Origin of the sequence: Lysobacter sp. 22409, assembly GCF_052045105.1 — a bacterium.
Lineage (GTDB): Bacteria > Pseudomonadota > Gammaproteobacteria > Xanthomonadales > Xanthomonadaceae > Lysobacter > Lysobacter antibioticus_B.
The window spans coordinates 42,101-57,210 of the sequence record NZ_JBQEOE010000007.1 but is presented as its reverse complement, the minus strand read 5'-3'; the positions used below and the strand labels follow the sequence as shown (position 1 = coordinate 57,210).

Sequence of the window (15,110 nt, the reverse complement as noted above, 5' to 3'; positions counted from 1 at the left end):
GGACATCCCTGTCCCGATGAAAAACGGCCCGCATCCATGCGGGCCGCCCTCCGGGTCTTCTATAGCCTTCGCTAGTGCGAATCGGCGCACAGCAACAGCCAAGGCCAAGGCCAAAACCATGGCCCAGGACGGGATTTGACGTCGGCTGCGAAATATCGCTGCCATCGACGGTTCGTGGTCGCGGCTCACGCCGCTCCTACAGTGGTCGATCACCGTTGCGCGTTGCGCGTTGCGCGTTGCGCGTTGCCGAGATTTTGATCTGCTTTGCCGCTTTACCGGTCAAGTGGAGACCCGGAGGGCGCCGCACAGGACGTGCAGCGTTTTTCGATAGGACAAGGATGTCCTATCGAAAAATCCCGGCGACAGCTGCGCACTCGTGGCCTGTGCCCTTGCAAGGAGAGCCCTTTTCTTTGGTTACTTTTCTTTTGGGCTTAGCAAAAGAAAGTAACCCGGCCGCGTAGCGGGCGGAAGCTCTGCTCTTGCTTGAGAGACACGCCGGAGGCCGCGAGAGCGTGGTCGCGACTTGCGTCGCTCCTACCCACGCTCCAGCAGTCGACGACGCGAGATTGAAACTCCGTAGTTGCGGTTTGTAACCGGAGGATATCCAGTAGGACGCCGCTCCTACCCTTTGAAGCCGCGAACACAACGCCCCGATCACGCGCCGAGATGCAGGTCGCTGCGCAACCCACCGCCACACCGTGCCGGATCGGTCAAAATTGCGACGCGAGGTTCGCGACTGATGACGCGCACGGAACCCTGGCGCTATGCTCGGACGATTCCCTGCAGGAGACCGTCCGTGCGCGAGCTGTATCCGGAAATCGAGCCTTACCGCACTCATCGCCTCGCGGTCGACGAGCTGCACGAACTGCACATCGAGGAATGCGGCAACCCCGACGGCTTGCCGGTGATCTTCTTGCACGGCGGCCCCGGCGCCGGCGTCTCGCCGTACCACCGCCGCTTCTTCGATCCCAAGCGCTATCGCATCGTGCTGTTCGACCAGCGCGGCTCCGGCCGCTCCACGCCGCACGCCGAACTGCGCGACAACACCACCTGGCACCTGGTCGCCGACATCGAAGCGATCCGCGAGCATTTCGGCATCGAGCGCTGGGTCGTGTTCGGCGGCTCCTGGGGTTCGACCCTGGCGCTGGCCTATGCGCAAACCCACCCCGAGCGCACGCTCGGCCTGGTCTTGCGCGGCATCTTCCTCGGCAGCACCGGCGAGCTGCGCTGGTTCAACGAACTCGACGGCGGCGCGCGCTGGATCTTCCCGGAACGGTGGACGCGCTATCTCGACCACATTCCGCCGGACGAACACGAGGACTTGACCGAGGCTTATTGGCGCCGGCTCGACAGCGACGACCAAGCGGTGCGCCTGGCCGCGGCGCAGGCCTGGAGCTATTGGGAAGGCGGCAGCACCACCCTGGTGCACGACCCCGACGAGGTCGGCAATTTCGAGGAGCCGCATGCCGCGATCAGCGTCGCGCGCGCCGAGGCCCACTACTTCCGCAATCGGGTGTTCCTGGAACCGGACCAGTTGCTGCGCGGGGTCGAGCGTATCCGCCACATCCCCGCGACCATCGTGCACGGGCGCTACGACATCATTTGCCCGGTCAAGAGCGCCTACGACCTCGCCTGCGCCTGGCCCGAGGCCGATTTCCGCGTGGTACTGGCCGGCCACAGCGCGGCCGATCCGGCGATCGTCGACGTACTGGTGAGCGCAACCGACGCGCTGGCCGATCGCTACGGCTGAGGCTCGACCGCAGCAAGCAGGACCGCAAAGCCGGCGGCGTTATCGCGTCGCCAGGCTTTGCCAGCGTTCGAACTCGGCGCGCCCGGTTTGGTCGGCGATATGGCGCAGCCAGCGGCTGAACTCCTGCGGCCGTCCGGCCAGGGCATCCCACAGTTCCGGCAGCGGCTTCCAGGCCCAGTCGGAAGCTTCCGCGGGATCGGGCAGCGGCTGGCCGTCGTAGCGGCCGACGAAGACGTGGTCGCATTCGTGTTCGACCAGGCCGTCTGAGACGTCGAGGCGATAGGTGATGCGGGCCACGTGCCTGAGCTCGCACTCGAAACCCATCTCCTCGCGCAAGCGGCGCCGCGCCGCTGCATCGGTGGCCTCGCCTTCGCGCGGATGGCCGCAGCAGCTGTTGCTCCACAAACCGCCGGAGTGGTATTTGCCGTCGGCGCGACGTTGCAGCAGCCAGCGCCCCCGGGCATCGAACACGAACACCGAGAACGCGCGGTGCAACAGCCCTTGCCGGTGCACCTGCATCTTCTCGCCGACGCCGATGGCCTGGTCTTGCTCGTCGACCAGGATGAGCATCTCGTTCATATCGCTCTCGTTCGCTGCATGAGCGCGACTATGCCAGCCCCTGCGTTCGGGGTCGTGCGCTCAATCACGGGCGGGGCATGAAACCGGCCGAATCGGCACAGCGCGGGGATGGCCGAGCGGGCTTGCGAAGCGCGACCGCCGCGCCTCCTGCGGCTCGCTTGCGAATCCGCATAGCGAACGGCCCCGCCAAGGCGGGGCCGCTGCGTTCGAACCGATGTCGCGACCGACTTACTTGTCGATGCGGGCCGGGTCGCGGCTGGTGGAGCTGGCGCCCTTGGTGTCGGTGGTCGGAGCCGGCGGCTCGCCGCCCAGATCGCCGGCCGGCATGCCGTTCGGGAACGCCTGCTTGCACACGCGCGAGAACAGGTTGGCCGAATAGGGGTTGAAGCACTTGCGGTTGACGACCTTGTACTCGCCGGTGGCGGCGTTGACCGGCCTCCAGCAGTCCTGCGGCACGCCGATCTTGCAGAACAAGAACGGGTTGTTGCCGTAGTACGGAATGAACTCGTTGGCGAAGGCGCTCGAGGACGCCATCAGCAACACGATCGACAGACAAAGCTTTTTCATGAGACCTCTCCTTAGTGTGAACTCGATTTCCTGTATTGCAGACCGGCGCGTCGTTCCCCTCGCCTGGATTCGCGGTCGAAACCGTCGAATCGGCCCCCGGGGCCCTACGCTTCCCCTTGCCGCCACAGCCTTCACGGCTTGAGCTTCGTGGCGAAGACTAGCCGATGAGCCTGGGCCAGGCAAAGGCCGGCCCCGGATAAGACTATCGCCGAGCCCGGTCGCAGGGGCCACGACGGCCCGGTTGGCAGGGGCCGACATCCTGGCGCCCCGTCGCCGGCACACCGAATACCGCCATCCGGCCACCCTGCGCCGTCCTTGGCCGCCGGAGGCGGTCCCGACCCTGCATACGCCCGAAACCGTCGATCGGCCGGCCGGAACGGTCGCGACCGCCGATCCATGTGGACAAATACGGCAGCCCTGGCCCGGACCGGTCAGGCCTGGTGGCCGCGGCAGGATGAATAAGGGGGCGGCGGCACCGCGCCGGCCGGGGCCGGCGGGTCGCCGCGAGGGGTTGCGCCGGCAAAAATCGCAGGCAACAAAAAACCCCGCCGGGGCGGGGTTCTTTGTTGGATCGCCGCATCGGTGCCGACTGCGATGATCGATGTAGTGGTGCCCAGGAGAGGACTCGAACCTCCACGGTTTTACCCGCTAGTACCTGAAACTAGTGCGTCTACCAATTCCGCCACCTGGGCCTGCCGCAACACGTTCAGTACTGCGGGGCGCGTATGTTGCGTTGCGGCGGGTCGGCTGTCAACGGTTTTGTCGCAACTTATTTCAACCGGCATTTAAGGCAAGGTCGGGAAGGCCGCGTCCGAGCCGTTGCGCTCGCGAGGACTGCAGCGCAAGGCCCGCGCCATGCGCGCGCCGACGCAATCGCGCCGCCGTCGGCGCCGGCGAACGGTGCTGAACGCTCCGCTTGCTGCGCTCCATCACCGAGGCCCGGTTCCATCCGATTCCTGCCGCGTTCGGACCGCGCAGCGGCGCGGCAGGGCAGCGCCTGCGGCTTGATGCCCCCTCGCCGCCGGGCTAAGGTCCGCGAACATCCTGAACCGCGGGCGGCGCATCGTGCGTCGCCCGTTCTTGCTTTGGAGATCCACGAATGAACCCGAACCACCTGCCCCATCCCTCCGGACTGCCTCCTCCGCTGACCCTGTCGCGCCTGGACTGCGACCGGCTCGAAGCCCTGCTGGAACAGCCGCTCGCCGCCGCTCTCGACACCCGCGGCCTGCGCCGCGAACTCGACCGCGCCGACCTCGTCGAACCGGCGCAGATGCCGGCCGACATCATCACCATGAATTCGGTGATCCGCTTCCTCGACGAGAGCAGCGGCGAAGAGCGCGAAGTCACCTTGGTGTATCCGCGCGACGCCGACGGCAGCGCCGAACGCATCTCGATCCTGGCGCCGATCGGCACCGCCCTGCTCGGCCTCGCCGTGGGCGCCCGCATCGACTGGCCCCTGCCCGGCGGCCGCAGCGCACGCCTGCGCGTGCTCGCCCTGCGCTACCAACCCGAAGCTGCGGGCGACCTGCACCGCTGAGTCGCGCGGGCGCGCCCGTGGGTAGGAGCGGCGCGAGCCGCGAGCGCGAAACCAACGGCGACGACGCCCCCGGCAAAGGCCACGAGAGAACCACCGCGCGAGCGACGGCCATGGTTCGTTCGCGGCGATCTGAAACCGCGTGGTCGCGGCNGGCGCGAGCCGCGACCGCGAAACCGCAGCCAGCTGCGACACATCGGCGGCTAGCAGAGAATCAGCGATGCGAGCGACGCCCATCGATGGGTTCACGGCAATCTGAAACTGTGTGGCCGCGGCTTATGACCGAAGGAAATCCAGCAGGACGCCGCTCCTACCCTGTAGCGCTGGTGCAGGCCGCCGGTGTGGCGAGGTTGAAGCCCACCGTCGTCGCACCCTCTTCGCTGCTCGCGAATACTTCGCCGCCGTGCAGGACCGCGATGGCCTTGACGATCGACAGGCCCAGGCCGTGATGGCGTTCGCCGCGGTGTTCGCGCGCGGCGTCGACGCGATAGAAACGATCGAACATGCGCACCAGGTGCTCGGAGGCCACCGAGGAGCCCTGGTTGCGCACCGCGACGCGCGCGCCTTCGCCGCCGTTGCCGAGTTCGACCACGATCTCCGAGCCCGGGGTCGCGTGCTGCACCGCGTTGTGCAGCAGGTTGGTCATGGCGCGGCGGAACAGCGCGGTGTCGATCCAGGCATCGGCGGTGCCGTCGATGCGCAGACGCATGCCGGCTTCTTCGAGCAGGTACTCGAGGAACTCGCCGGTCTTGGCGACTTCGTCGGCGAGCGCCACGCAGACCCGATCCAGGGCGATGTCGCCCTGGTCGGCACGCGACAGGAACAGCATGTCGTTGACGATGCAGCGCATGCGTTCGAGCTCTTCCAGGTTCGACTGCAGCACGTCCTCGAGCTGGGCGGCTTCGCGCGGCCGCGACAGCGCGACCTGGGTCTGGCCCATCAGATTGGTCAGCGGCGTGCGCAGTTCGTGGGCGACGTCGGCATTGAACGCATCCAGGCGGGTGTAGGCGCCTTCGAGCCGGTCGAGGGCGCCGTTGAAGGCGCCGGTCAGATGGCCGAGCTCGGGCGGCAACTGCGCCGGCTGCAGGCGTTGCGAGAGGTTGCTCGGGCTCAAGGCCTGCGCCTGGCTCGACAAACGCTGCAAGGGCCGCAGGCCGACCCGCGCGATCCAGTGGCCGAGCAAGGCCACCACGGCGGTGCCGACCACGCCGAGCACCACCAGCGCCAGCACGAACGAGCGCAAGGCCGACACGTAAGGCCAGGAATCGATGCCGATCCACAACCGCACCGCCGGCCGCTCGCCGTGCGCGGGAATCAATTCGTTGAGGGTGCGGTACGGCGCCGAGTGGCCGTTCAGCCACAGGCGGCCCATGCCATGGTCGCCCTTGCGCGGCACGTCCACTTCCGGCTCGCCGCTGCCGATGCGGAAACCGGCATCGCCGCTCCAGGCCCAGATGCGGATGCTGCGATCGCTGGAGGTCAGGTTCTCGACCTTGTCCTGCACCTTGTACCAACGCTCGCGGGTGTCGCACATGGCGACGCTGCCGGCGACCGAACGCAGCTTGGTCTCCAGCTCGGCGCGCTGGTAACGCACGATCTGGTTTTCCAGCACCTGGTACAGGGTGACGCCGACCAGGGTGAACACCAACAGCGCGGCGAGCGCGAACATCGCCGCGAGGCGTTGGGCGATGGAGATGTCGCTGAAAGGCCTCATGCCGAGGCCCGCCCCGACGGCGACGGGACTTCGCCCTGCTCGCCCTCGCGCGCCTCCAACACATAGCCCATGCCGCGCACGGTGTGCAGCAGCTTGTCGCGGAAGGGACCGTCGATCTTGGTGCGCAGGCGCTTGATCGCGACCTCGACCACGTTGGTGTGGCTGTCGAAATTGATGTCCCAGACCTGTGCGGCGATCACCGTCTTCGACAGGATCTGGCCGCGGCGTTGCGCCAGCAAGGCCAGCAAGGCGAATTCCTTGCCGGTCAGATCCAGGCGGCAGCCGTCGCGATGGGCGCGGCGCGCGATCAGGTTGATCGACAGATCGCCGATCTGCAGCTCGGTCGGCTCCTGCTGGCGGCCGCGCCGCACCAGCGCTTGCAAGCGCGCCAACAACTCGATGAAAGAGAACGGCTTGACCAGGTAATCGTCGGCGCCGGCGCCGAGGCCATGCACGCGGTCGTCGATGCGGTCGCGCGCGGTCAGCATGATCACCGGCGTCTGCTTGCGCGTGCGCAGTTCGCGCAGCACCGCGAAGCCGTCCATGCCGGGCAGCATCACGTCGAGCACGATCACGTCGTAGTCGAGTTCGCGCGCCAGGTGCAGGCCGGACACGCCGTCGCGGGCGACATCGACCGCCCAGCCCTGCTCGGCCAGGCCGTCGCGCAGGTAATCGGCGGTCTTGATTTCGTCTTCGACGATCAGCAGCTTCATCGCGACACCGAGCTTGCGGGCAGTACCTGGGCCGACATCGTACCGCCGCTCAGGCCGTCGCCGCTGCGGCCGAGTCGGCCGAGCGGGCCGGGTCGACCGGCCCGGGCGAGGCCGCCTGCGCCGCCTCGCGGCGACGGCGCAGGAACAGCCGGTCCAGCGCCAGATAGATCACCGGCGTGCTGTACAGGGTCAGGACCTGGCTGATCAGCAGGCCGCCGACCACCGCCACGCCGAGCGGCTGGCGCAACTCCGCGCCTGTGCCGAAGCCGATCATCAGCGGAATCGCGCCGAGCAAGGCCGCCAGGGTGGTCATCATGATCGGGCGGAACCGGGTCAGGCAGGCCTCGTGGATCGCCGCAGTCGGCGACAGGCCGCGCCGGCGTTGCGCGTCCAGGGCGAAGTCGACCAGCAAAATGCCGTTCTTCTTGACGATGCCGATCAGCAACACGATGCCGATCAGGGCCATGATCGAGAAATCCAGGCGCCACACCCACAGCAGCAAGACCGCGCCGATGCCGGCCGACGGCAGAGTCGACAGGATCGTCAGCGGGTGGACGAAACTCTCGTAGAGCACGCCGAGGATGATGTAGACCGCGAGCAAGGCGGCCAGGATCAGCAGCGGCTGGGTCGCCAGCGAGTCCTGGAAGGCCTGCGCCGAGCCCTGGAAATTGCCGCTGACGCTGCTCGGCATGCCGATCTCGGCCTTGGCCCGGTCGAGTGCGGCGACCGCATCGCCGAGGGCGACGCCGGCGGCGAGGTTGAAGGAGATGTTGACCGCCGGCGACAGGCCGTTGTGGCTGATCGACAAGGGCCCGTTGCCGGGCGGCTCGACCCGCGCCACCGCCGACAACGGCACCATCTGCCCGGTGGTGGCCGAACGCAGATGGAAGTAAGCCAGGCTGTCGATGCTGCCGCGCATGCGCGGGTCGATTTCGAGAATCACCCGGTATTGGTTGGTCTCGGTCTGGAACTCGTTGATCTGGCGCTGGCCGTAGGCGTCGTACAGCGCATTGTCGATGTCCTGGGCGCTCAGGCCGAAACGCGCCGCGGCGGTGCGGTCGATCGCCAGGCGCACGATGCTGGCGCCGATCTTCTGGTCGTTGGACACGTCGCGCAGCTCCGGCAATGTCGCCAGGCGCTGGGTCAGGCGATCGGCCCACAGCCCCAGTTCGGCGCTGTCGGCGCCGCGCAGGGCGTACAGGTATTGGGTGCGCGAGGGCCCGGCGCCGATGTTGATGTCCTGCGCCGAGCGCATGAAGATCGTGATGCCCGGCACCTGCGACAGCTTGCCGCGCATGCGGTCGATGAACTCGTCGGCGGACACGTCGCGATCGCCGCGGTCCTTGAGCACGAACCAGAACCGGCCGTTGGACATGGTCGAACTGCCTGCCGTGGCGCCGACCGAATGGCCCCAGCTCTGCAGGGCCGGGTCTTCGGCGGCGAGCTGCGCCAGTTGCTTGTGCTTGGCGACCATGTCCTCGTAGGAAATGTCCTGCGCAGCTTCGGTGGTGGCGAACACGAAGGCGGTGTCCTGCGACGGAAAGAAGCCCTTCGGGATCAGCGCATAGGAAGCGACCGCGATCGCCACGGTCAGGCCGAAACCGGCGAGCATCAGGCGTTGATGGGCTAGCGCCCATTGCAGGCTGCGGTCGTAGCCGGCGAGCAACCGTCCCGACCAGGTGCCGGCGGCATCGGCATGGCCGGAGGACTTGCGCATGAAGCGCGAGGCCAGCATCGGCGCGAGCGTCAACGACGCCACGATCGAAATCGCGATCGCCACGGTCACGGTCAGCGCGAACTCGGCGAACAGGCGCCCGACCACGCCGCCCATGAACAACAAGGGGATGAAGGCGGCGATCAGCGACACACCGATGGTCACCACGGTGAAGCCGATCTCGCTGGCGCCCTGCAGCGCCGCCTGCAGCATCGGCATGCCGGCTTCGCGATGACGATGGATGTTCTCGACCACGACGATGGCGTCGTCGACCACGAAACCCACGGCGATCACCAGCGCCACCAAGGTGAGGTTGTTGAGAGTGAAACCCAGGGCGTACATCGCCGCGAACGTGGCCACCAGGGCCACCACCAGCACCGCGCCGACGATCAGAGTGGCGGACAGTTCGCGCAGGAACAGGCCCATTACCACGACCACCAGCAGCACGGTCAGGACCAGGGTCAGCTCGACGTCGTGCAGGGAGGCGCGAATGGTGCGGGTGCGGTCGTTGAAGACCTCGACCTCGACGCTGGCCGGCAGATTGGCGCGCAACCGCGGCAACGCTTCGAGCACCGCGTCGGTGGTCTTGATGATGTTGGCGCCGGGCTGGCGAAACACCACCAGCATCACCCCGTCCTTGCCGTTCGGCCAAGCGCGTACGTAATCGTTCTCGCCGCCGAAACTGATGCGGGCGACGTCGCCCAGCCGCACTGGCGCGCCGTTGCGATAGGTCACGACCAGGCGCTCGTAGTCCTCGGCCTTGAACAACTGGTCGTTGGTTTCCAGGGTCGACATGCGCCGCGCGCCGATCACCGCGCCCTTGGCCTGGTTGACGCTGGCGCTCTGGGCGACGTTGCGCAGGTCGGCCAGGGTCAGGCCGATCGCGGCCAGGCGCTCGGGCGCGGCCTGGATGCGCATCGCCGGCCGCACCTGGCCGGCGACGAAGACTTCCGACACGCCGTCGATCTGGCTCAGGCTGCGCGCGAAGCGGGTCTCGGCGAGGTCGCTGAGCTCGGTCAGCGGCATCAGCGGCGAATGCATGCTCAGGATCAGGATCGGGCTGTCGGCGGGGTTGATCTTGGTCCAGCGCGGCAGGCTCGGCATGTCGCGCGGCAGGCGCCCGGAAACGTTGTTGATCGCCGCCTGCACTTCCTGGGCGGCGGTGTCGATGCTCTTGTCGAGCACGAACTGCAAGGTGATCGAGGTGCTGCCCAGGGCGCTGGTCGAGGTCATCTCGCTGATGCCCGGCACCGCGGTCAGCTGCGTCTCCAGCGGCGTCGCCACCGCCGAGGCCATGGTCTCGGCACTGGCGCCGGGCAGCGAAGCATCGATGCGGATGGTCGGGAACTCGGCCTGCGGCAACGGCGCCACCGGCAGCCGCGGCAAGGCGAACAAGCCGAGCAACAGCACCGCTGCGGTCAGCAGCGTGGTCGCGACCGGATGGCGAACGAACCAGCCGGAAATCGAGACGCGACCGCTCACGGCGCCCCCGCCACGCGCGCCGCCACGGCGTTGCCCGGCGCGGCGCGTACGGTCGGCGCGGTCGGCGCGGTCGGCGCCACGGTCATGCCGGGTTTGAGTCGCGACTGGCCGTCGCGCACCACCACGTCGCCGGCCTGCAGTCCGCTGACCACGGCGAGTTTGTCGTCCTGGTACTCGATCCGCACCGGAACCAGCGCGACCTTGTTGCCGGCCTCGAGGCGGTAGACGAAGTGGTCGTCGGCGCCGCGCTGCACCGCTTCGCTGGCGACCACGGTCGCGGCCGCGCTGGTGCCGGTGCGCACGCGCACGCTGACCAATTGCCCGGGCCACAGGCGGTCCTGCGAATTCTTGAACACCGCGCGGATGCGCACGGTGCCGGTGGCGTCGTCGATCTGGTTGTCGATCACGCTCAACTCGCCTTGCGCCAGCACCACGCCGGCGTCGCGGTCGAGCGCCTGCACCTCGACCGCGCCGGCGGCCTGGGCTTGGCGCAGGCCCGGCAATTGGTCCTGCGGCAGGGTGAACATCACCGAGATCGGATCGACCTGCTGCACCGTGACCAGGCCGTCGTCGTCGCCGGCGCGCACCACATTGCCCGGATCGACGCGGCGCAGGCCGACGCGGCCGTCGATCGGCGACAAGATTCGGGTATGCGACAGTTGCACGCGAGTGGCGTCGATCGCCGCCTGGTTGGCCTGCGCGGTGGCCTGCAACTGCTGCACCGAAGCGGCCTGCTGTTCCAGCATCTGGCGGGCGATCAACTGGCTGCCGGACAACTGGCGGAACCGGTCGAGGTCGGATTTCGCCGCGCGCAGTTGCGCCGCATCGCGCGCCAATGCGGCCTGGGCGCCGTCGAGATTCGCGGCGATGCTGCGGTCGTCGATGCGCGCGAGCAACTGCCCGCGCTTGACCTGCTGGCCTTCGCGGAACAGCACCTGGGTCAGCACGCCATCGACCTGCGGGCGCAGCACCGTGCTCTGCAGGGAGGTCACCGTGCCGATGGTTTCCTGCCAATGCGGCACGTCGCGGCGCTCGACCCGCATCGTCGTCACCGGAACCGGCGGCGGTGGCGCCGGCGGCGGCGCGCCGCGGCTGCCGAAAGCGCCCCAGGCCAGCCCTCCGGCGACGACCGCGAGCGATACAGCGGCGGCGAAAACGGTCTTGCGGGCGCGGGGCGAAAGCGTGGAGACGGGCGTGGGCGACATGGCGGCATCCGTGGCGGGTCGATGGAGCGGCGCACCGGAGCGCGCCGCGACGGCCCGCGAGGGGAGGAAAGCAGACCGTGCGACGACTCTAGGCGGCGGCCACGGACAGCAAGCTGTCGCTTGGCTGACAAATTCGTCAGCTGGCGCGGTTATCGCCGGCCTGCTTCATATCGATGCGTTCGACGACAGTGCCTATCGGCACGGTCGCGTCGCACGATCGCGATGGTTGGACGCACGCAGCACAATGCGGCGCCGCAAGGGCACGCAGGCTCCAGCGATACAGGCGGCCAGATCCCGCTCCGTGCGGCTTGATCTGTGCGGTTCGATCGGCGCGGTTTGGCTGGGCCGTTTGCTCAGCGCGGCTTGACCGCGCGCGGCGCCGGCGGCACCAGCTCGATCTCGAACAGATCCGGCCACAACTTGCCGGTCACGAACAGACGCTTGCGCGCGCCGTCGTAAGCGATGCCGTTGAGCACGTCGGCGCCGCGGCTGCGGGTGCCGTGGCGCGCGAGCAGGCCGCCCAAGTCGATGCGACCGACGACCCGGCCGCTGTTCGGGTCGATGCGGACGATGCTGTCGGTCATCCAGACGTTGGCGAACAGCTCGCCGTCGACCCATTCCAGTTCGTTGAGCTGCGGCAGCGGCTTGCCGTTGAAGGTCACCCGGATGCGCGAGCGCTCGCGCAGCGACTTCGGATCGAGCAAACGGATCTGCGCGGTGCCGTCGCTCATGTAGATCGTGTCGGCCGAGCGCGCCAGGCCCCAGCCCTCGCCCGGATAGGCGAAGTTGCCGGTCACCGCGAGCCCCGGCAGCTTGACGATGTAGCCGGTCTGCGTGGTCCAGGTCAGCACCAGCAACTGCTGGCCGCGGTCGGTCAGGCCTTCGCCGAACACCGAGGCCGGCAGATCGGTCTTCTCCAGCACCTTGCCGTCGGCCAGGCGGACCTTGCGCACCGACGAGCGCCCGTACATGCCGGTGCTCTCGTACAGGAAACCGTCCTTGAAGATCAAGCCCTGGGTGAACGCGCCGGCATCGTGCGGATAGCGCGCGACCACCCGGTAGGAATACACCGGCACTTCGCGCCCCGGCGCCTGGGCCGTCGCCACCGGCAGCACACTCGCCCCGATCAAGGCCAGGCAAGGGATCAGCGAGGCGGGAAGGCGTGCGCGCAAGGGCATGGCAGTCTCAACGTGGGCGATCGCGGATGCCGAGAATACCGCCTCGCGCCCGAACCGGCTGCCGCACGGCTGCCGCACGACGCCCGCGCCGGTCCACGCCCCGTCCACGACACCCCGTCCACATCCGCCCAGCCGTCCCCGGTTAGAATCCCGGCTCAGCCCTACCCCGCCTCAAAGGTTCCATGACTGATCCCGTACGTCCGGTTTTCCACGGCTTCGAACAGATTCCCCTGCGCGAGTACGCCGAGCGCGCCTACCTCGACTACTCGATGTACGTGGTCCTGGACCGCGCCCTGCCCTTCCTGGGCGACGGCCTCAAGCCGGTCCAGCGCCGCATCATCTACTCGATGAGCGAACTCGGCCTCAACGCCGGGGCCAAGCCGAAGAAATCCGCGCGCACCGTCGGCGACGTGATCGGTAAGTACCACCCGCACGGCGACAGCGCCTGTTACGAGGCGATGGTGCTGATGGCGCAGCCGTTCTCGTACCGCTATCCGCTGGTCGAGGGCCAGGGCAACTTCGGTTCCAGCGACGATCCCAAGTCGTTCGCGGCGATGCGCTATACCGAATCCAAGCTGACCCCGATCGCCGAAGTGCTGCTCGGCGAGCTCGGCCAGGGCACGGTCGACTGGACCCCGAACTTCGACGGCACCCTGGAAGAACCGACCTGGATGCCGGCGCGCCTGCCGCACCTGCTGCTCAACGGCACCACCGGCATCGCGGTCGGCATGGCCACCGACGTGCCGCCGCACAACCTCAACGAGATTGTCAGCGCCTGCGTGCGCCTGCTCGACGACCCCGACGCCACCACCCGCGACCTGTGCGAGCACGTGCTGGGCCCGGACTATCCGACCCCGGCCGAGATCATCACCTCGCGCAGCGACCTGCTGGCGATGTACGAGACCGGTCTGGGCAGCGTGCGCGCGCGCGCCATCTTCGAGAAGGACGGCCCGAACATCGTCGTCACCGCGCTGCCCTACCAGGCCTCGCCGGGCAAGGTCATCGAACAGATCGCGACCCAGATGCGGGCCAAGAAGCTGCCCTGGCTGGAAGACATCCGCGACGAGTCCGACCACGCCAACCCGACCCGCATCGTGCTGGTGCCGCGCTCCAACCGTGTCGACGTCGAACAGCTCATGGGCCACCTGTTCGCGACCACGGACATGGAGAAGAGCTACCGGATCAACATGAACGTGATCGGCCTGGACGGCCGGCCGCAGGTCAAGGGGCTCAAGGCCTTCCTGAGCGAGTGGCTGAGCTTCCGCACCGACACCGTCACCCGCCGCCTGACCCACCGCCTGGAAAAGGTCGAGCGCCGCCTGCACTTGTTGGAAGGCTTGCTGGTCGCGTTCCTCAATCTCGACGAAGTGATCCGCATCATCCGCAGCGAGGACGAACCGCGTCCGGTGCTGATGAAGCGTTTCGACCTCAGCGAAGAGCAGACCGACTACATCATGGAAACCCGGCTGCGCCAACTCGCGCGCCTGGAAGAAATGAAGATCCGCGGCGAGCAGGACGAACTGGCTGCCGAGCGCGAACAGCTGATCGCCACCCTCGGCAGCAAGGCCAAGCTCAAGAAGCTGATCAAGGACGAGTTGCTGGCCGACGCCAAGAAGTTCGGCGACGCGCGCCGTTCGCCGCTGGTCTCGCGCAACGCCGCCCAGGCCTTGTCGGAAACCGAGCTGGTCGCCAGCGAGCCGATGACCGTGGTCATCAGCGAAAAGGGCTGGGTGCGCGCGGCCAAGGGCCACGAGATCGACGCCGCCACGCTCAGCTATCGCGACGGCGACGGCCTGCTCGGCGCGGCGCGCGGACGCAGCACCCAGCAGGTGGCGTTCCTGGATTCGACCGGCCGTTCCTACTCGACCCTGATCCACGGCCTGCCCTCGGCGCGCGGCAACGGCGAACCCTTGACCGGCCGTTTCTCGCCGGCACCGGGCGCGTCGTTCCAGACCCTGGCGGCTGGCGACAACGATCAGCGCTTCGTTCTCGCCAGCAGTCACGGCTATGGCTTCGTGACCCGCTTCGAGAACCTGACCGGCCGCAACAAGGCGGGCAAGGCGATGCTGTCGCTGACCCCGAATGCGAAGGTGCTGCAGCCGGCGCAGGTCGGCGATGTCGAGCAGGATCGCGTGGTCGCGGTGACCAACGTCGGCCATCTGCTCGCCTTCCCGGTGTCGGAGCTGCCTGAGCTCGACAAGGGCAAGGGCAACAAGATCATCGACATCCCCAAGGCCAAGCTCGGCACCGAACGCGTGATCGCGGTCGCCGTGGTGGCCCCGGGCGGCACCCTGACCGTCAAGTCGGGCGCGCGCACCATGAGCCTGTCCTGGAAAGACCTGGAACCCTACCTCGGCGCCCGCGCCACCCGCGGCGGCCTGTTGCCGCGCGGCTGGCAGAAGGTCGAAGGCTTGTCGGTGGAGTAAGCCTCCGCAGGCCCCGTCGCAAATACGACAACGCCCCGCTTCGAGCGGGGCGTTGTCGTTATGAGTCCGGTGGCGGCGATACGCTCTTGGGTAGGAGCGGCGCAAGCCGCGACAGCCGAAGCGGTGCAATACCACGCCAGCAACCGAAGTCAGGACGCAATCGGACATCGCTGTAAAGCAGCCGCTTCCCTGCAGCTTCGGCTGACTACGCTTGCGAAAATTACTTCGATTGGTCGCGGCTCGCGCCG

At 67.9% G+C, this 15,110-nt stretch carries 10 protein-coding genes and 1 tRNA gene; 3 read left to right on the top strand and 8 right to left on the bottom strand.

Annotated elements, in window-relative coordinates:
• The first annotated feature begins 796 nt into the window (after positions 1 to 796).
• Positions 797 to 1,750 carry a prolyl aminopeptidase gene (gene pip / locus ACTJJK_RS05620; RefSeq protein ID WP_223620534.1) on the top strand — a complete coding sequence of 318 codons (954 nt, stop codon included), beginning with the start codon at positions 797 to 799 and terminating at the stop codon, positions 1,748 to 1,750.
• 39 nt (positions 1,751 to 1,789) lie between these two features.
• On the opposite strand, the gene idi is transcribed toward pip, so the two are convergent.
• The 3 genes from idi to ACTJJK_RS05605 all read right to left on the bottom strand — a co-directional run bounded on the left by idi (position 1,790) and on the right by ACTJJK_RS05605 (position 3,588).
• Positions 1,790 to 2,329: an isopentenyl-diphosphate Delta-isomerase gene (idi, locus tag ACTJJK_RS05615; protein ID WP_031373766.1), complete on the bottom strand. Its 540-nt coding sequence runs from the start codon at positions 2,327 to 2,329 to the stop codon at positions 1,790 to 1,792.
• Between the two features lie 228 nt (positions 2,330 to 2,557).
• Complete coding sequence (locus ACTJJK_RS05610; RefSeq protein ID WP_440729716.1) at positions 2,558 to 2,896, bottom strand: hypothetical protein; 339 nt, start codon at positions 2,894 to 2,896, stop codon at positions 2,558 to 2,560.
• 607 nt (positions 2,897 to 3,503) lie between these two features.
• Positions 3,504 to 3,588 (bottom strand) — tRNA-Leu (locus tag ACTJJK_RS05605).
• 407 nt (positions 3,589 to 3,995) lie between these two features.
• Here ACTJJK_RS05605 and rnk point away from each other — a divergent pair.
• Positions 3,996 to 4,433 carry a nucleoside diphosphate kinase regulator gene (gene rnk, locus ACTJJK_RS05600; RefSeq protein WP_408950400.1) on the top strand — a complete coding sequence of 146 codons (438 nt, stop codon included), beginning with the start codon at positions 3,996 to 3,998 and terminating at the stop codon, positions 4,431 to 4,433.
• 307 nt (positions 4,434 to 4,740) lie between these two features.
• Here rnk and ACTJJK_RS05595 read toward each other — a convergent pair whose 3' ends face one another.
• From ACTJJK_RS05595 to ACTJJK_RS05575, 5 genes are all read right to left on the bottom strand, one after another.
• Positions 4,741 to 6,144, bottom strand: a complete 1,404-nt coding sequence (locus ACTJJK_RS05595; protein ID WP_223620532.1) for a heavy metal sensor histidine kinase — start codon at positions 6,142 to 6,144, stop codon at positions 4,741 to 4,743.
• The gene (locus ACTJJK_RS05590; RefSeq protein WP_031373770.1) at positions 6,141 to 6,857 is read right to left on the bottom strand and encodes a heavy metal response regulator transcription factor; all 717 of its coding nucleotides are present in this window, start codon (positions 6,855 to 6,857) and stop codon (positions 6,141 to 6,143) included. The genes ACTJJK_RS05595 and ACTJJK_RS05590 overlap by 4 nt, the downstream gene beginning before the upstream one ends.
• A 49-nt stretch (positions 6,858 to 6,906) precedes the next feature.
• A complete protein-coding gene (locus ACTJJK_RS05585) occupies positions 6,907 to 10,053 on the bottom strand; it encodes a multidrug efflux RND transporter permease subunit (RefSeq protein ID WP_440729715.1) in 3,147 nt (1,048 codons plus the stop codon).
• Positions 10,050 to 11,258 (bottom strand): efflux RND transporter periplasmic adaptor subunit, encoded by a 1,209-nt coding sequence (locus ACTJJK_RS05580; protein WP_440729714.1) that lies wholly within the window; start codon positions 11,256 to 11,258, stop codon positions 10,050 to 10,052. The genes ACTJJK_RS05585 and ACTJJK_RS05580 overlap by 4 nt, the downstream gene beginning before the upstream one ends.
• Positions 11,259 to 11,611: 353 nt before the next feature.
• Entirely contained in the window at positions 11,612 to 12,436 is an 825-nt protein-coding gene (locus ACTJJK_RS05575; RefSeq protein ID WP_081931280.1) for a glutaminyl-peptide cyclotransferase, read from the bottom strand.
• A gap of 182 nt (positions 12,437 to 12,618) precedes the next feature.
• On the opposite strand from ACTJJK_RS05575, the gene parC reads away from it, so the two are divergent.
• Positions 12,619 to 14,862 (top strand): DNA topoisomerase IV subunit A, encoded by a 2,244-nt coding sequence (parC, locus tag ACTJJK_RS05570; protein WP_031373774.1) that lies wholly within the window; start codon positions 12,619 to 12,621, stop codon positions 14,860 to 14,862.
• Positions 14,863 to 15,110 lie beyond the last annotated feature (248 nt).